Origin of the sequence: Lentzea sp. HUAS12, assembly GCF_024125735.1 — a bacterium.
GTDB lineage: Bacteria > Actinomycetota > Actinomycetes > Mycobacteriales > Pseudonocardiaceae > Lentzea > Lentzea albida.
Genome location: NZ_CP099738.1, coordinates 8,230,188 through 8,247,577, shown reverse-complemented (window position 1 = coordinate 8,247,577; position 17,390 = coordinate 8,230,188). Strand labels below are relative to the sequence as shown.

Genomic DNA, 17,390 nt, shown 5'->3' with positions numbered 1-17,390 from the left:
TGGTCCCGCTGCGGCGAAGGGGGATGGCCGTGGTCGTGCAGTACCGGGTCCTCGGTGCGCTGGAAGTGACGCTCGACGGCGCCGACGTGCCGGTGCCCGTGGGGCGGTGCCGGGTGTTGCTGGCGGCGTTGTTGTTGCGCCCCAACCGGTTCGTGTCCGTCGACGAGCTGGCGGAACTGGTGTGGGACGGCACTCCGCCCGCGCGGGCCAGGCAGTCGCTGCACCAGGTCGTGCGGCGGCTCCGGGTCGCGCTCGGCGAGGCGGACTGCGTGCGGACGCTCTCCGGCGGGTACGAGGCGCGCGTCGGGCCGGACGAGCTCGACCTGCTGCGGTTCCGCGAACTCGTTGCGGCGCAGGACTTGGCGGGCGCCGTCAAGCTGTGGCGCGGTCCGATGCTGACCAACGTCGTCTCCGAGTTGTTCCACCGCAACGAGGTCCGGCACGTGGCGGAGGAGTGCGCCGAGGTCGTGGCCCGGTCGAAGCGGCGTGCGCCCCGCCTGCTCCCCGCCGCCATGCCGCGCTTCGTCGGACGGGACGGGCACCTGCGCCGGCTGACCTCGCTGGCCGAGGAGACCGGCCCGGTCATCGTCACGGTCACCGGCACCGCGGGCGTCGGCAAGAGCGTGCTCGCCGTGCAGTGGGCGCACAGCACGACCGACCGCTTCCCGGACGGTCAGCTGCACGTGAACATGCGGGGGTTCGACCGGCACCGAGAGCCGATGGCACCCGGTGACGTGCTGAACCGGTTCCTCGAAGCGCTCGGGGTCCCGGTGGAGCGGATCCCGGAGGCTCTCGACGACCAGGTCGCGCTCTACCGCGAGATGACAGCGGACCGGCGCCTGCTGGTGGTGCTCGACAACGTTCGCGACGCCGACCACGTCCGCCCGCTGCTGACCGGTCCGTCGTTCGTGCTGATCACGAGCCGCGACCGGCTCACCGGCCTGGCGGGGCGGGACGTCCCGCTCGACGTGCTCAGCGCCGAGGAGGCTCGCACGCTGCTGGTCAGCAGGCTCGGCGAAAAGCGGGTGGACACCGCCGACGAGCTGGTGGCGTGGTGTGGTGGCCTGCCGCTGGCACTCGCGATCGTCGCGGCACGGGCGGCCGAGGTCCCGCACCTCCCGCTGTCCGCGCTCGCCGCCGACCTCGCCGACGAGCGGACCCGGCTCGACTCGCTCGACACCGGTGACGCGGAGACCAGCGTCCGCACCGTGTTCCAGTGGTCCTACCAGCGACTCAGCCCGCAGGCGGCGCGGATGTTCCGGCTCGTCGGCCTGCACCCGGGACCGGACCTCACGATCCCGGCGGCCACGAGCCTCGCCGGTGAGCCCGCCGACGACGCCGTGCGCGAACTGGTCGGGGCGAACCTGCTGGTCGAGCACGCCCCCGGCCGGTTCACGTGCCACGACCTGCTGCGGGTCTACGCCGCCGACCGCGCGCAGGCCGACGAACCGGAGGCGTCCCGCGCGGCGGCGGTGGAACGCATGCTCGACCACTACCTCCACACGCTCGAATGCATGAACCGCACGCATTACTGGAACCACCTCGGCACTCTTGAGGAGCCTCCCGTGCCGTCGGCCGGCACGACCCCGGAGGTGTTCGAGCGATCGGACGAGGCCGAGGCCTGGTTCCACGCGGAACGCGCGGTGATCTACGCGGTCGTCGTGCTGGCCGGCGACCAGGGGTACGACCGGCACACCTGGCAGTTGGTGTGGTTCATGACCGACCTGGTCGAGAGGTTCGGGCTCTGGCGGGAGTGGATCGGTCTGTTCGCGCGTACGACGGAGGTGGTGGAACGGCTCGGCGACCGCCTCCAGGTGAGCAGGTTCGTCTTCTTGCGCGCGGTCGGTCACGGCCGCCTCGGCGAACTGGAGAGGGGTGTGGAGCTGTTCGAGGCCGCCGACCTGGTCTGTGCGGAGATCGGCCTGGTCCCGGGTCGGGTGCGGGCGCAGGCGGGCATCGCGTGGCTGCTCGGTGAACTCGACCGGCCGCACGAGGCGGTCGAGGTGGCGCGGAAGTCGCTCGCCCTGCTGCGCGGCTTCGAAGGCCGGACGCCGACTCGGATGCGGATGGCCCTGTACCAGCTCAGCGGCGCCCTCGTGCTCGCGGGCAGGCACGCGGAGGTGCTGGAACTCAGGGCCGAATGGGAGTCCTTGGACGGCGTGGCCGACCCGCACCTGAGCGGGCAGATGGCGTCCGAACTGGCCCGCGCGTACATCGGGCTCGGCAGGCACGCCGAGGCGGTGGCGGAGCTGCTGGGCGCGCTGGAGTCGTTCGAGCAGATGGGCACGTGGGTCGACGTCGCCTACGCCGAGAACTTCCTCGGCGACGCCCACCTCGGGCTGGGTGATGCCGCGGAGGCACGCGCCTGGTGGGAGAAGGCGGCCGCCCGGTACGCGGAGCACGAGCACTCGGACGAGGCGGCGGTCAGGGCGAAGCTCGACGGCGTGAGCTGACCTCGTCGACGCGTGAGCTGACCTCGTCGACGCGTGAACCCGCACCTGGCTGTTCGGACACCGGTCGGGCGAACGGGCGCGTGGTGGCCTGGCGGTCAGCGGTCCAGCGCGGCGATCAGGTCGTCACCCGGCAGCTCCACCCCCAGCTGACCACCTGGGTTGATCAACAGCAGGGTGCCGGCCAGGACCGGGACGAGCTCGCGGCCCGTCGTCTGCATCGGGGACGCCGCGTCCTGCGGCAGGTGACCCGGTGCGGTCCACACCGCGAGGAAGCGGCGGCCGTCCTGGGTGACACCGATGCGCAGGTTGCCCTGGCCGTCGGTCTCCGCGATCAGGGTGGCGTCCAGCGTTGCCGTCAGCAGGCGGTGCTGGGGAGCCCAGCCGCACGCGACATAGCCCAGAGTCACGTCCAGGTCCGCCAGGGGTTCGGGGAAGCCTCGGCGCCGCGGGCCTGGGCGGTAGTTGGGGTTGAGGTAGGTCTCGCCCATGAACTCGCCGTCCTCCCCCACGGCGTACGCGCCGAAGAGCGTCGCGTCCGGGATGCCCTCGATGTAGTTCGGGTTGACCTCCGGGTCCGCGCACCGCAGCCAGGCGTCGGGGACCTGACGGCGGGCCTGCTCGCGCATCGCGTCCGTGAGCGGGGGCAGGCCGGGGTGCAGGGTGAAGTCGTCGATGTAGTCCGGGAACTCGGTGAACCGGTCCGGCAGGACGTAGGCGCGGACGCCTTCCGCGGTGACGGCGGTGATCAGCGTCCACGGGCCCTTGAGCCGGTAGAGGTGGTGCTCGCGGTCGGACGGGATCTCGGTCTCGTAGGCCAGGTTGCCGTCCGGATCGCCGTAGCGGTGCACCCACAGGTCTTCGACCTTGGTCAGCCGGATGCCGGTCATCGTGTCCAGCTGCGGGTCCTGCTCGGAGATCACCTGGTACGGCGACTGCCAGGCGGGCAGTTCCTCGTCGATCTCGAACCGCAGCCTGTCCTGGTTCTCGATGAGCTGGCCGGTCAGGTAGGTGACGGCGTTGCGGACGTCCGCGAACCGTTCGCGCCTCTCCTTCAGCTCGCGCTCGGCCCAGTAGACCTCGTACCAGTCCCCGTCGCGCACCAGGCACCACGCCCGGTCGCGGTGGCCGTCGAGGCTGTAGAAGCGCGGGCTGGTCTGGACGCGCGTGATCACCAGGCGGAGGGGTTCCAGCGCCTTGTGGAAGGCCGCCTCGATCTGGTTCTCGTTGAACGGCCTGCCCATCGCGAGCGCGGCCGCGCGGGCCTTCGCGTTCTCCGTGACGGCCGGGAGCTCGTAGCGGTGCTGCCGGATGTGGTCGACCAGCGCCATTGACGGCGGGATCTCGTGCTCCCGCAGGTAGTACGAGACGCTTTCCGGCCACACCCAGCGACCGTCGGTGCGGAAGGCGAGCGGCACGACCCGCTCAGCGCCGCTGTAAAGGTCGTTCGCCGAGCCGCGCGACGACAGGACGACGGGAGCGCTCTCCAGGTAGCGCAACAGCAGATCGTGTTCTCTGGCACCGACCATCGGCCGGTACCAGACTCCCCTGCCGTCCTCGACCACGTCGAAGGCACGCACCAGTTCCAACTCCGGCGGCGTCTCCGGCAGGGGATCCCAGGACTTGACGCGCCCCCACTGCTGGATCTTGCCCGCCGCCTGCCACATCCAGTCCGGTACCGCCTCCGGCCGCCTCGGCAGCAACCGCAGTTCATCAGCCGCGTGCTGAACCACGTCCGTCTCGACCAGCCACTCCGGCCGGCCCTCGATCAGGAACCGGCGCGTGGTCTCTCCACCGGAGACGAACGTGAAGCTCGCCGTGAACCACGTGCCGAGGCTGTTGCGGAAGTCGCGCAGCCGTTGCCGGTGAAGCCATTGGCTGACCATCACCGGAGGCGCCCACGCACGGGTGGTGCCGTCGACGGTGACCGTGGCCTCGACCTCCATGTGGCGTCCGAGTGCGCGGCAGTGGAGGTCGATCTGCTGCAGGCCCTCCGGTGCGAGGGCGACGAGGGCCTCCTCGACCTGACCGGCGATCGAGGTGTTGGTGCGCGGCATCATGTCACCGAGCCCGAGCGAGGGGTACTGCGGCCACGCGCCGGGAAGCGGTGGCAACTCGCGGAGGAGCACCAGTCGCTCGTCACTCACGTGGCCCTGCAACGGATCCAGGTCGGTCGGCTCCGCGCCGTCCGCGGTGACGCGCCAGACCTCGGCGCCCAGCACCGTCTCGTACGGCCCGGTCGCGCCGGGCTCGATCCGGAACGCCTCGTTGCCGTCGATGGCGATGTCGAACTGCACGTGCTTCACTCCTTGCCGCACAAGCGAAAACCGGTCACGACTGCCGTGTTTCGACGAACTCGGCCCACTTCGGCGGCTGCTTGCCCATCTCCTCCATCATCTCCAGCACGTCGCGGAGGTCGGCGACGTTCGGCGCGGTGCCCGCGAACCAGTCGCTGACGCTGTTCCACGCCTTGCGCGCGCCCTCGCCCTCGACGACGTCCCAGACGGGCGGGTCGTCCTGGTCGAGGTCCGCACCGTCGACGACGTGGTAGGCGTAGCCCTGGTGCGCGGTGAGCGCGAGCAGGCCACGCGGGTCGGTCAGCTCGTGGTCGAGACCGTTGAGGGTGGCGACGGCGTGGCGCTTGCGTTCCGCGGTCATCGCGTCGACCCCGAACGCCGTGCCGGCCAGCCACAGTCCTGATCGGACACCCATGATGCGCAGGACCTCGCGCACCGCCTCGGGAACGCGGTCCACTCCTTGGTCCGCGGCCATCTGGTCGATCTGGTCGTCTGACGCGCCCGCCACGGACCCACGACGCAGGCCGTTCGCGCACACGCTGTCGAAGATCGCGTCGATGCGCTCGCTCGGGTTGCCGGTCGGTTGGTTCACAGTCGCTCTTCGGGTGCCTTTGCCTCTACTCGGATCACGCTCGACCGTACGGCCAGCGGAGTGCAGCGGCGCGACCAGGCGGTGCTCGGGGTTTCGCGGGTGCGACTCGGCCGGATGTGGCATTCTGCCCAGCAGGCAAGATGCATCTGGGGGAACAAAGGTGTCAGCTCAGCCGGACGACCTGGCGATGAGCATCGCATGACCGGGCGTCAGCGGGGGTCGTCGTCCTCTTCGCGCCACGGCAACAGCGGCGGTGATCACCGCAGCAGCGCGCCGCCACCGTCGTCATCCTCGTCGCCGGGTGGCGTCGGTGGTCGTGGTACCCGGATGGATCCCGACGCGGTCGAGAGCCTGGGCGGGAAGATCGCGAGCCGCGGTGACCAGGTCCGCAACAGCGTGTCGAGCAAGCTCAACATCAACGCCAGCGGTGGCAGCGCAGGAGTGTTCGGCCAGGTCGCCATGCAGCACGCGGACCGCGCCATCAGCACCGCCCGCACCTCGGCGGAGATGGCCGCGACGGCCGCGGACAACGCCGGTGCCAAGACGAGGGCCACCGCGCAGACCACCCGTGACACCGAGCGGTCCGTGGGCGACTCGATGCGGAAGATCGACTCCTCCGCGCCGGTCACCAACCGGGGCAGTTCCACCGGCTCCTCTCCGCAAGCCACGTCTCCGTCGTCCACGGGGAGCCGGGCAGCGGCGCCGCCCCCTCTGCAAGGCGGGCCTTCCGCTCCCGTTCGCCCGACCACTCCGGCCGCCGCGGGTGGACCGGTCTCGCGCACTCCGGACCTGGGTGGCACCGGACGGCCCGGTGGTCCTGGAGGTACGACGACGCCGGGCGGCAGCAGCGCTCCTGCGGTGAAGTCCTCGCCCGGACCTGCAGGTGGCTCCAGCCCTGGAACCACCACCCCCGGCGGCGCGCAGACCGGTAAGGGCGTCACGGGCCCGATGGCCGGTGCGTCGCCGACGAACTCTCCGCCAGCCGGCCGAGGACCTGCCGGTACCGCACCAGCAAGCAGCCCACCGGCTGGCAGGGGACCTGCCGGTGCCACCCCTTCAGGCGGCCCACCGGCTGGTAGAGGGGCCGCTGGTACCACCCCCGCGGGCGGCCCACCATCAGGAAGGGGGGTCGCCGGTGGTCCGATGGCCGGTGGCTCCCCGGCAGGAGGTCCATCGAGCGGGCGAGGCCTCACCGGCCCGATGGCCGCTGGGTCCGCACCCGGTGCGGGCCCTGCGGGTGGTCTGCCGGGCGGCCGGAACCCCGGCGGCCCTCCGTCGGGCAGCCCACCGCCGGGCGGCGCCCCTCACCCTGGGCGAGGCCCCGGCGGTCAGCCGGTCGGCGGGCCTCCGGGAAACGCACCTGCTCCCAGGCCGTCCGCCGCGGCCGGCGGCCCCACGCCGGGTGGTGGCCAAGCGGGTTCCAGGCCTTCAGCCGGGTCGGCTCCTGGGCCCGGCTTCCACACCTCCGGCACCGCACCGGTCGGCCGAGGCCCCGGTGGCCCGGCGGCGGGTGTTCATCCCGGCGGCTCCGGACCGGGTACCAGGAATGCGGGCGGGCCCCCTCACGGTGGTCCTCCGGTGGGCCGTGCTCCGATGGCACCGCCCGGTGCCGGTGGGCACCCTCAGGGTGGTCAGCGACCAGGTGGTGTCGGCCAGGGGCCGCGCCACGGCGGCCAACCGTCGTTCGGACCGCCAGGCACGCCTTCAGCCTCCCCGAACGGGCCTGTGCGTCATCCCGGCTTCGGACAGGGGCATCCTCCGGCCGGACAGCACGGCGGGCCCGCGCCGCGTCCCTTCGGCGGTCACGGTCCGAACGGCCACCCACCTCAGGGCGGCCTGCGCCATCCCGGTCAGGGCGAACCGCGCCCGGCGGGGCGAGGCCCCTTCCCGGACGGTGGCGCGTCCCACGGCACACGGGATTTCGGGCCTCCCGGTGCGCGCGGACCTGTCGCTCCGCAAGCAGCGCACCCTCACTCCGTCGACCCGCGCACGTCACAAACCCAGAACACCCACCCGCAGACGGCACCGCCTCGCGGGCCGATAGCGCCTGGGAATCCGCAGCAAGTACCTGGACCGCACCCCCAGCGACACGGGGACGGCCTGCCGGGTGGCGGACAGCGCCGGCACGACCAGGGGATGCCGCCGAGCCCCCACGACGGCAGGCCCGTCCGCGGCACAGCACCTCAGGACGGACAGCCGCAGCGCGCTCCCGCCAGGCCCCACGCCGTGCCGGACGGCGCGCCCGCGCACCGGCAGGACGACCGGCCGCCTCGGCAGGACGGGCCGGCACAGAACCGGACCACCGATCTGCCCCCGGTCGCGCTGGTGAGCAGCGACCTGTCCCAGTACGACGACTGGAGGATCGCGCGCCGGAAGGTCGACGACTTCCTGTCCGACGACAACGTCCTGCTGCGCGGAGACACGCGGTCGCCGGAGGAGATCCGCCGGGACGGCGGGTTCAGGCCACACGCGGCAGAGGGTCAGGAGGATCCCCTCTACCAGCACGTCAAGGGCGACATGAACACGCTCGTCAGCACCTCGACGGACATCCGCACCGCGATGTCGTTCACGAAGGAAGGCAGCCACGTCTACCGGGTCAAGGTGCCCGGCGGCATCCTGTCCGCCCCCACCCAGCAGCGGCTGGGATACGCGGGGGAACCGCTGCCCGAGAGCGAGGTCCTGCACGCCGGCGGCATCGACTGGCGGTACGTGGAGGGATGGCACGAGAAGTTCTACGAGGGCGGCGGGAAGTGGACCCTCGGGCCGTTCGTGCCGAACCCCGACTTCATCGGTGGCGCACGCGAAACGCAGCCCCACCTCCCCGACGACCTCAAGTACGTGCCGCCGCCCGGCCCCCCGGACATCGACCTGCGGGCCTCGTGGAGGATCGAGGAGGACGAGGCGCGCGAAGCCGCGGAACGCGGTGAGGTGCCGCCTCACAAGGAGGAACCGGAGCCTCCCAAAGAGTCGAAGCCCATGCAGCCATTGCCGACGAACGTCGACATCAAGGCACGGCTGCTCGGTGAACCCCCACGGCCACCAGAACCGGCGGCGTTGCATGCGGGGCATGGTGACGAGGCGACCCAGCAGCGGGTGTTGCAGGAGCGGTTCCCCGGCATCGACCAGGTCAACGCGAACAGGCTCGACGAGGACGGCCACCGGACGAACTGCGTCGAGGCGATGATCGCCGACGAGCGGCGCTACCACGGTGAGCAGGTGGAAGCACGGCCGACGAGGCCGGAGGACGTGGCCGAGCAAGGCAGGCTGAGCCGGGTCCGGGACGCGCTCGGCGGCGAATGGACCAGCCACCGCGACTTCGACAGCGTCACGAGGGCGATGGCGAGCACTCCGGAGGACTCCCGGGGCGCGCTCGCCTACAGGTACACGGACGAGGACGGCCGCACCCAAGGCCATGTCGTGAGGGTGGTGAACACGCCGGACGGCGTCGCGTACGCCGATCCGCAGACAGGTCGGCTGGCCGAACTGCCGGACAACGCGACGGACGTGCGTCTTCTCTCGGAGGACTACACCGACGACACCGCGCACTCGCACGTCGAGGACGACGGCGGCTACGGCGCGACGCCCGAGGAACAGCGCGCCGAGGCCGTCGACCAGGTCGCGGACGACCTGGGCATCACCGACCCGGAGAAACGGCAGGCGCTCGCCGACACCTACGACACCGCGCGGGAGTACACGGCGCCGATCATCGTGGACGTCGCCGCGCGCATCCAGGACGACCTCAGGGTGCTCACCGACGCGGATCCGGACCACCGCGTGGTCTACCTCGGTCGCGACGGGCACAGCCTCGCCCTCGCGAGCAGGGAACTCGACCCGGAGTTCTTCGACCGGCACGCGAGCGAGGTGGTGCTGTCACGCGCGGTCGTCGAGGCGGCGTTGCGGGACATCGAGCGTTCCGACCCGGACCGCGACCTCAGCGCCATCGACGAGTTCCGGCTGCACAAGAAGGTCGCGGACGAGGACGTGCCAGGCGCGTACGACCGGTTGTCGGAATACCTCGACTCGGCAGGCGTGCCCATCCACGGTGACGGCGGCATCAGTCTCGTCGACACCAGTTACAAGGGCACCGTGCAGGAGATGTTGACCGCGGCGTACCCGGATCCGGAGTTCCAGGGCCACTACGCCTTCCACGGCCAGTCGCCCGGCGACCCGCACCCGGACGCGAAGAAGGGCTACCTCGTCGACCTCGAACCGGAGGACGGCGGCGGCAAACCGTTGCGAGAACTGTCCGACGACCCCGGTCGCACGTTCGCCCACCAGGACGCGATCGGCGTCATCGAGGAAACGTTGCACGGTACGATGTCCAGTCCGCGCCGGATCGACGAGGACGGTCCTGTGCAACAGCCGCAACGCTTCGAGCCCGATCCCACGGCGGGCATCAACCCGTTGAAGGTGGCCGAGCCGTTCCAGGACCCGGTGGTGCGCGAGGGCGCCAAGGCGATGAGCCTGCGCGCCGTCGTCGACGTGGCGCGGGAGATGGCCGAACTCAGAGCCGGGGGCGGCGCGTGGCGCGACGAGTTGTCCGCACGGGCCGAACACGGCAGGGACCAGGTGCGCTCGTGGGTGGCCGAAGACGCGAGCGGCGACCCGAGGTTCCGCGAAGTGATGGACTCACTGGTGCGGCGCGGCGACAAGGGCGCGGTTCTGGCGGTCGAGGCCGCCGTGCGCGACCTGCCGCCTGACGAGCAGCGTCGCGTGTGGACGGAGTTCGGCGCGCTGCCGAGCATCGCGGAACGGGACGAGTACGCGCGAGGACTGCGGGAAGGGAAGCGATGAGCGAGCAGCTGAACCGGGAACGCCAGGAACTGGCCGGCCTGGCGCAGCGCTTCGGGCTGCCCCAGACGGTGAGCGGCGATCCGTTCCCACCGTCGCAGGAGGGCGCACCCCTGATCATCGACACGGATGCGGGTGGTGATCCCGACGACGCCATCGCCCTCGTCGCCGCCGCTGCCGAACCCACACTCGCTCTTGTGTCCACTGTGGATGAGCTTGGTGGACGCAGGGCGCGGTTCGTCCGGCACCTGCTGGACCTGCTCGGCCGCGGCGACGTGCCCGTGGTGGCGGGTGCGGATCTCGGCGACCGGAGGATGGACTGCATCGCGGGTCTGGTCCCGGACTCCGTCGAGCCGCAACGCACCGATCTCGCCGACGCCGTCGCTCAGGTCGTCGCCAGCACGGACGGCCTGGTCCGGTGGGTGGGCATGGGTCCCGTGACGAACCTCGCCGCGTTGCTCACCGACGACCCCGCTCTCGCGGAACGACTGGTCGTGACGCAGATGGGCGGCGCGCTGAACTACCGCGATCCCGAACGCGCGGAGCACAACTTCCGGCTGGATCCGTCCGCCGCTAACACCCTGCTCACCAAGGGGAAGCTGCCGAAACTGGTGCTCTCGGACACGACCTTCACACCGGAGCTGGAGATCACCAAGGACTCGGAGTTCCACCGAAGGCTGGCCGAGGCGGAGCCCGCGTGGGCGAAGCTCGTGGCCGCGCACATGGCCCAGTGGTTCGACCGCTTCCACCCCGGCACGATCCAGCACGACGGTATAGCGCTTGCCGCAGGCCTCCAACTCCCCTACGTGGCACTGCGGCGGGAACGCGTGGTGCTCGACGAGATCGGCCGGATGACCAAGGCACCGGACGGCAACCTGGCGCGGATCAGCGTCAAGGCGGACTACCGCGCATTTTTTGCCTGGCTTTCCAAGAGGTTGGACCAGGCGCTGGAGGGAACTCGATGAACCGCGACGAAGTGATCCGTTCCGCCTGGGACTGGATCGTTCGCACGCACGGCCCGAGGTCCGCGAACCTGAGGATCCTCACCAACGACGTGGTGCTGGTGCGCGGCCAGTGGCACGTTCCCTATGACGCGATCGACGACGTCCTCGTGCCGCTTCCTGCGGTGGAGGTGCCCGACGACGGGGGTGAGCCGCGCGCGTACGTGCCCGCTCCGCCCTCACCATGGCGACGCGGAGTTCCCAGGGGTCAGAGGGGTCCTGATCTCTCGATCGTCGACCCGGAGTGGGACCTGGACACCTTCGGGCACCTGGGCGTGCCGAACGTCGCGATCCTGGGCTGGTTGCGGGAGGAGGGCTCGGACGAGTTCCGCTACAACGCGGGACACACGCCCGGTCCAGGGGCCCGCGGCTGGCCGCTGCCGCAGACGCCGGCGGACAAGATGGCCGCCTACTACCAGTGCAACTGGCTCGACGAAGATCCGGTCTTCCTCTCCGGTTTCCTCGACGTGGTGCTGTGCACGACGGATGAGATCGGGCAGGACGAGGACGGCCGCACCTGGCTCGCCACCTACTCGTCCGACCGGTTCCTCCCGGTGGGAACCCGCCGCTGGCGCGAGGTCGCCGTCCGAGAACTGCTGACCACGACCACCGCGGACGAAGTGCGGATCAACCCCGGTCTCCTGTTGCGAGCGACGCTCGGCAGGCCGATGCCCCTCGACCGCTGGCCCGCACCGTTCGCCCAGCCGGCAGCGGTCGAAAGGCAGGAGGAGGGGAGTCCCGCCCTGCTCGACCGAGTGGACGAGGCGAGGGCCTGCGACTTCACGTTCACCGCGCAGGAACGCGAGATGATCGAGGAATGCCTGCGGTGGCAGGAGAACGGGTGGCAAGGCCCGCCTCCCCGCGGGGCACAGCCGACGTGGGACACGTCCGGCGCACCGGTCTGGCAGGTGCCGACGTTCGGCAAGGCGAGCGGCCACCGCACGTCGCAACCGAACGCCTGGCCGTGGGTGGCCGGCGTCTACGCGGGGTTCGCGCGCAACAGGGATCAGAACACGGCGGGCCTGTTCAAGCTCACCGACGACCTCGTCCGCTCGATAGCGCGGACATCACCGGCACTGGCCGCCGACCATCCCTGGCTGCCACGTGACGAGGGGTGGCTGCCGGACGCGCCACCACCGCCGCGCGAAGTGCTGGCAATGGTCGCCGGTCTCGGCGCCGGCAACCCCGTGATCAGGAACATCGGCTGGGACGACGAGATAAGCCCGGTGTTCGCTCGCGCGGTGTCGCGCGACGCGCTTTGCCGCGGACCGCAGTACATCCTCCAGGAACTCGGTCTGCCCCAGCCGAATCCCGACACCGTGTGGGGCCAGGCCGTGTCGATCGTGCGCTCGCTCGGTCACCACCCGCCCACCGCACTAGCCGTGTCTCGCGTCCCTCTGGTGACGGCGCTGGTCGGCGCGCTGCTCGGGGCGTGGCACGGCATCCCCGGACTGCCGGGTGGCGTCGACGCCGAACTGGCCGAATGCGTTGCCACAGAAGCGTTCCTGGCGTTCGACCCCAAGTACGCACCGGCCGAGACCATGCATCCGGGCCTGCCTCCGATCAGCGACGCGATGCGAGCGGAGGCGGCGAGGACGCCTGGGGGCTGGATCTACTGCGCGGATCCCGACATCGATCCGCGCTACATCGAGGGCGCGCCGCTGGTCACGTTGCTCGGCGCCTACGAGGTCGGGCCTGACGGGCAGTTCACCGGCAAGACGTGGGTGAACGACGAGTACAAGCCGAGCCCGGCGCGGCTGGGCCTGCCCGAACCGCAGTCCGAGTTCGAGGTGGTGCTCAACTACGTGACGGCGGGCTGGCTGCCGTACGAGGCGGTCATGTCGGCCGCGCTGGAGTCGACGCTGCTGGCCCAGCCCGGCCCGGACGGCAACCTCCTCATCGCCCGCGACGTGCACGGCAACGACGTGCTCGCGCTCTACTCGTCCCCGCGCCATCTCCCTCCAGGCGACTACCGTCCGGGCGGGATCGTCCTCAAGAACCTGCTGTCGACGCTGCCGGGGCTGCTCGTGCTGATCAACCCCGGTGGTGCGGTGGGGGTGGACCTCAGGGGTGACGACCTGGCGCGGATGCTCACCGGCCAGCCCAGCTGAGGCGTCAGGCGTTGGCGGGAGGCATGTCATAGGGCTTGACCGCGTCGTAGGCGGTCTTCGCGTAGCCGCCGTACTCGGCGAACCGTTCGAGCCCCTTGACCAGGCCCTGCATCTTCTCCGCCAGCTTGGCCATGCGGCCGCCGAAGCGCGCCATCGCCGACGCCAGCTTCGAGAGGCGGCCGGCGATCTTGGTCGCCATCATGGCGGCGCGCGTGCCTGCGTACCCGGCGAAGGCGGCGATGGAGCTGCCCAGCGTCACCACGGCGGACGCGGCGGCGATGAGCGCGCTCGCGATCAGTTCGCCGATGAGGTCCGAGATCCAGCCGAACACCAGTGACCGCAGCTCGCAGACGAGCGCGCCGGACAAGGCGTAGATCGCCGCGGTGCCGTCCATGGTCTTGCCGAGCGCCTCGTACTCGCCCGCCATCTGCTCCATCTCGCGCTTGAACGCGTCCCCCGACGCGCCCTCCCAGTCGGAGACGGCGCGCATGTCCTCGCGGTGCTCCTGGGCGACCATCTTCATCTGCAGCGCGGCCTGCTTGAGCTGGTCGGTGTTCGCGTTGATCTCGTCCGGGTTGCCGAGCAACGCGTCCAGCGGCTCGCGCAGGAAGTCGACGTGCTCCAGCAGCCAGCCGACACCGGCGGACGCGAGCATTCCCAACGGGTTCGCCATGGTGGCGACGACGTCCACCACCATGCCGGCGCCGCCGAGCGCGACGTCGATGACGTCCGGCCCCTCACCTTCGGACTCCGACGTCAGCGAGTCGACGAAACCGGCGACGCTGTCCACCACGCCCGCACCGGTCGACCACGTGGTCGTGCTGTTCTCCTCGGACACCCCAGACCGCCCTACTGCTTCTTGAAGATCGAGTCGCCGCCGAAGTCGTCGTCGTCATCGCTCGGCCGCGGCGCGGGACGACGGACGGGCGGAGGCGGAGGCGCTGTGGCAGCGCGCTCCTCGTACTCCTCGTTGAACGCGTAGCCCGGCGCCTTCGGCTGCTCTTCTTCCTCCGGCGGGGGCAGGTACTCGGTGATCATGCGGTAGGTCTCGGACCCCTCGCCCTCGACCTCGGCGAACGTCTCGGCGACCTTCACCGCGGCACCGCGTTGCGCCTTGCGCGCGATCTCGAGGATCTCGGCGGACAGCTGGCCGTGCGACTTGCGCATGGCGTCCGCGGTCAGGTCGAGGCCGGTCAGGGCGCCGTTGGGCGCCACGCTGACCGTGATCGTGCCGTCGTTCGACGACGCCGAACCGCCTGCCTGTGCGAGGCCTTCCTGCACCGCGGCGGCCTTCGCCTGCGCGTCGGCGATCTTCGCCTCGAAGTCCCGCATCCACTCTTCGGGCGTCTTCACCCTGTCCCCCAGCTCACCCTCGATCGAACGACCCAAAGGATTCCACAGCCGCGCCCGGCGCGTCGGCCGAACGGCCGTATCGTCGAATCTCACACCTGGAGAAGGAAGCGATGGCCGAGGAGTTGGACCGGGATCGCCGGGAACTCGCCGCCCTGGCGCAGCGGTTCGGGCTGCCCCAGACGGTGTCGGGAGCTGACTTCCCACCGTCGCAGACAGGTGCGCCTCTGATCGTCGACACGGGCTTCGGGGACGATTCGGACGCGGTCATCGCGCTCGTCGCAGCCGAGCCGTCGCTCACTCTCGTGTCCACAGTGGATGAGCAGGACGTGCGACGCCTTCGGCTTCTGCTCGACCTGCACGACCGCACCGACGTGCCGGTGGTCGCGGGTGACGAGCTCGACGAGGCGGTGACGCGGGTCGTGACGAGCACGAACGGCCTGGTCCGCTGGGCGGGTCTGGGCCCGGCCACGAACGCCGCCCTGGTCGTCGGGAAGCCCGCTTTCGCGGAGCGGCTGGTGATCACGCAGACCGCCGCCGCTGCGGAGCTCCGACGCGACCTGACCGCGGCGAGACTCCTGCTCACCAGGGCGGAGCTGCCGAAACTCGTCCGGCTCGACACGGTCCGGCACCACGGCCTCGTGGTCTCCACCGCGCTTCAACTGCCGTTCGTGGCACTGCGCCGCGCGCACGTCGCACTTGACGAGAGCGGCCGGCTGGTCGAGGCATCCGGCGGTGCGCTCGCACGAGTCAGCGTCAAGGCGGACGAGCGCGCGTTCCTGGGCTGGCTCTCCAGGGTGCTGGGCTAGGACGCGCCGGCCGCGATGTCCTGGACCACCGCGCACGCGCTCGGCACCGGGTCCTGGTCGTTGACGTGCCCGGCCAGCCGGCGGAGCAGCCCCTTGAACGTCTCGCGGTCGCCCTCCGACAGCCCGGACAGGACGTGCGCCTCGGCGTGGGCCAGGCGCAGGTCCAGCTCCTCCAGGCGCTTGCGGCCCACGTCCGTCGCCACGACGAGGCGGGTGCGGCGGTCGGTGGGGGCCGGCTTGCGGACGACCAGGGAGGCTCGCTCCAGGTCGTCGAGCAGGTAGGTCATGACCGTGCGGTCCACGCCGAGCTGCTGGCACAGGGCGGACTGGCTTTCCGGCTGGTCACGGGTGGCGGCGGTGAGGACCTGGTAGCCGCGGTGGCCGCCGGGGAGGTCGCCCACGGCCGCGTTCGTGGCCTTGACGAGGGCGCGGAACACCACGCCCAGGGTCCAGCCGAAGTCGTCCTCCAGAGCGGTCACGCAGTCAATGATAGCCGCGACAGAACGTCTGTCATGCAGAACATCTGCGTGGCATACTTTCGGCATGACAGATTACGGTCACCCGCTGGAGTTCGGGGTGTTCCTGCCACCCGGCGCCGAGGACTTCGCCACGACGTTGCGGCTCGCGCGGATCGCTGACGAGCTCGGGCTGGAGCTCGTCAGCATCCAGGACCACCCCTACAACGCGGCGAACCTCGACACGTGGACGTCGTTGTCGGTCATCGCCGCGTCGACCACCAACGTGCGGGTGTTCCCCAACGTGGCGAACTTGCCTCTCAGGCCGCCGGCTGTGCTTGCGCGCGCTGCGGCCAGTCTTGACGTCATCAGCGGTGGGCGTGTTGAGCTCGGGCTTGGCGCTGGGGCGTTTTGGGACGCCATCGCTGCCATGGGCGGGCCTCATCGCACTGCTCCGGAGTCGATCGAGGCGCTCGAGGAGGCCATCGCGGTGATCCGGGCACTGTGGACGCCGGGGCGCGGGGTTCGCTTGCAGGGCAAGCACTACTCACTCAGCGGGGCGCGGCCCGGGCCGTTTCCGGCGCACGACATCGGCATCTGGCTGGGCGCCTACAAGAAGCGGATGCTCCAGCTCACCGGGCGGAAGGCGGACGGGTGGCTGCCGTCGAGCCCGTACGCGCCGCCGCCGCAGCTCAAGGCGATGAACGCCATCATCGACGACGCCGCGCGCGAGGCAGGCCGCGATCCCAAGGACATCCGCAGGCTCTACAACATCACGACCGAACTCAACGCCGAGCAGCTCGCTGAGGTGGCGCTGAACGACGGCATGAGCGGGTTCGTGCTGATGGTCAACACAGACGACGAGGTGCGCGTGTTCGCGGAAGAGGTCGCACCTGCCGTGCGCGAGTTGGTGCAGAAGGAACGCGGTGACAAGAGGTTGTGGGACGAGTCGACGCGCCCAAAAGGCCCGGCGCCTGAAGCGGGCGCCGTCTACACCGCTTCGGGCAGGGCGTTGGGGCGTCAGCTGATCGGGGTGCACAACCACCTGCGGGAGGAGCTCACCAAGGTCCGTTCGATCGTCCAGCAGGTCGCGGACGGGATCATCCAGGTCGGCGACGCGCGGTCCGAGATCAACGCGATGACCATGCGCCAGAACAACTGGGCGATGGGCGCGTACTGCGAGAGCTACTGCCGTCTCGTCACCATCCACCACACCCTCGAGGACACGAGCCTCTACCCGCAGCTCAGGCAGGGGGATCCGCGACTGGGGCCGGTGCTCGACCGGCTGACCGAGGAGCACCAGGTCATTCACCACGTGCTCGAACGGCTCGACGCCGCGCTGGTGGCCGCGGTCGCGGAGCCGGAGAAGGTCACCGAGGTGCAGGAGGCGGTCGACCTGCTCGCGGACGCGTTGCTGTCGCACCTGTCCTACGAGGAGGGTGAACTGGTCGAGCCGATGGCCCGCATCGCGTACCACCACTGAGTGCACTTGGGCGTGTGGCGCGGCGCGGGAGCGGACGTTGCCAACAGACTG

General features: G+C 70.8%; 12 protein-coding genes. 6 read left to right on the top strand and 6 right to left on the bottom strand.

The window, feature by feature from the left end:
- Nucleotides 1-29: 29 nt before the first annotated feature.
- Nucleotides 30-2,453 carry an NB-ARC domain-containing protein gene (locus tag ND450_RS38655; protein ID WP_253323060.1) on the top strand — a complete coding sequence of 808 codons (2,424 nt, stop codon included), beginning with the start codon at nt 30-32 and terminating at the stop codon, nt 2,451-2,453.
- A gap of 95 nt (nt 2,454-2,548) precedes the next feature.
- Here ND450_RS38655 and ND450_RS38650 read toward each other — a convergent pair whose 3' ends face one another.
- From ND450_RS38650 to ND450_RS38640, 3 genes are all read right to left on the bottom strand, one after another.
- On the bottom strand, nt 2,549-4,747 hold the full coding sequence (locus tag ND450_RS38650) for an SseB family protein (RefSeq protein WP_253323059.1): 2,199 nt from the start codon (nt 4,745-4,747) through the stop codon (nt 2,549-2,551).
- Nucleotides 4,748-4,781: 34 nt separating this feature from the next.
- Nucleotides 4,782-5,339 (bottom strand): SMI1/KNR4 family protein, encoded by a 558-nt coding sequence (locus ND450_RS38645; RefSeq protein WP_253323058.1) that lies wholly within the window; start codon nt 5,337-5,339, stop codon nt 4,782-4,784.
- 257 nt (nt 5,340-5,596) lie between these two features.
- The gene (locus ND450_RS38640; protein ID WP_253323057.1) at nt 5,597-5,986 is read right to left on the bottom strand and encodes a hypothetical protein; all 390 of its coding nucleotides are present in this window, start codon (nt 5,984-5,986) and stop codon (nt 5,597-5,599) included.
- 1,489 nt (nt 5,987-7,475) lie between these two features.
- Between ND450_RS38640 and ND450_RS38635 the strand changes: the two genes are divergently transcribed.
- Genes ND450_RS38635 through ND450_RS38625 form a run of 3 tightly spaced genes read left to right on the top strand, consistent with a single transcriptional unit; the run spans nt 7,476 to nt 13,242 of the window.
- Nucleotides 7,476-10,133, top strand: a complete 2,658-nt coding sequence (locus ND450_RS38635; RefSeq protein WP_253323056.1) for a toxin glutamine deamidase domain-containing protein — start codon at nt 7,476-7,478, stop codon at nt 10,131-10,133.
- Entirely contained in the window at nt 10,130-11,095 is a 966-nt protein-coding gene (locus ND450_RS38630; RefSeq protein ID WP_253323055.1) for a nucleoside hydrolase, read from the top strand. The genes ND450_RS38635 and ND450_RS38630 overlap by 4 nt, the downstream gene beginning before the upstream one ends.
- Nucleotides 11,092-13,242 carry a hypothetical protein gene (locus ND450_RS38625; protein ID WP_253323054.1) on the top strand — a complete coding sequence of 717 codons (2,151 nt, stop codon included), beginning with the start codon at nt 11,092-11,094 and terminating at the stop codon, nt 13,240-13,242. Before ND450_RS38630 ends, ND450_RS38625 begins: the two co-directional genes overlap by 4 nt.
- A gap of 4 nt (nt 13,243-13,246) precedes the next feature.
- On the opposite strand, the gene ND450_RS38620 is transcribed toward ND450_RS38625, so the two are convergent.
- Both ND450_RS38620 and ND450_RS38615 read right to left on the bottom strand, forming a co-directional pair.
- Nucleotides 13,247-14,080: a hypothetical protein gene (locus ND450_RS38620; RefSeq protein ID WP_089921624.1), complete on the bottom strand. Its 834-nt coding sequence runs from the start codon at nt 14,078-14,080 to the stop codon at nt 13,247-13,249.
- An 11-nt stretch (nt 14,081-14,091) separates the two neighbouring features.
- Nucleotides 14,092-14,595 carry a YbaB/EbfC family nucleoid-associated protein gene (locus ND450_RS38615; protein WP_143091738.1) on the bottom strand — a complete coding sequence of 168 codons (504 nt, stop codon included), beginning with the start codon at nt 14,593-14,595 and terminating at the stop codon, nt 14,092-14,094.
- A 110-nt stretch (nt 14,596-14,705) separates the two neighbouring features.
- Here ND450_RS38615 and ND450_RS38610 point away from each other — a divergent pair, with 110 nt between their 5' ends.
- Entirely contained in the window at nt 14,706-15,401 is a 696-nt protein-coding gene (locus tag ND450_RS38610) for a hypothetical protein (protein WP_253323053.1), read from the top strand.
- On the opposite strand, the gene ND450_RS38605 is transcribed toward ND450_RS38610, so the two are convergent.
- Nucleotides 15,398-15,880, bottom strand: coding sequence for a MarR family winged helix-turn-helix transcriptional regulator (locus tag ND450_RS38605; RefSeq protein WP_253323052.1), 483 nt, complete (start codon nt 15,878-15,880; stop codon nt 15,398-15,400). The genes ND450_RS38610 and ND450_RS38605 overlap by 4 nt on opposite strands.
- A 64-nt stretch (nt 15,881-15,944) precedes the next feature.
- Here ND450_RS38605 and ND450_RS38600 point away from each other — a divergent pair, with 64 nt between their 5' ends.
- Nucleotides 15,945-17,339: an LLM class flavin-dependent oxidoreductase gene (locus ND450_RS38600; protein ID WP_253323051.1), complete on the top strand. Its 1,395-nt coding sequence runs from the start codon at nt 15,945-15,947 to the stop codon at nt 17,337-17,339.
- The last annotated feature ends 51 nt before the right edge of the window (nt 17,340-17,390 follow it).

Excerpts from the sequence above, each read along its gene's own strand:
- ND450_RS38635 (WP_253323056.1), top strand. The coding sequence starts at position 7,476 with ATGCCGCCGAGCCCCCACGACGGCAGGCCCGTCCGCGGCACAGCACCT.
- ND450_RS38630 (WP_253323055.1), top strand. The coding sequence starts at position 10,130 with ATGAGCGAGCAGCTGAACCGGGAACGCCAGGAACTGGCCGGCCTGGCG.
- ND450_RS38625 (WP_253323054.1), top strand. The coding sequence starts at position 11,092 with ATGAACCGCGACGAAGTGATCCGTTCCGCCTGGGACTGGATCGTTCGC.
- ND450_RS38610 (WP_253323053.1), top strand. The coding sequence starts at position 14,706 with ATGGCCGAGGAGTTGGACCGGGATCGCCGGGAACTCGCCGCCCTGGCG.
- ND450_RS38600 (WP_253323051.1), top strand. The coding sequence starts at position 15,945 with ATGACAGATTACGGTCACCCGCTGGAGTTCGGGGTGTTCCTGCCACCC.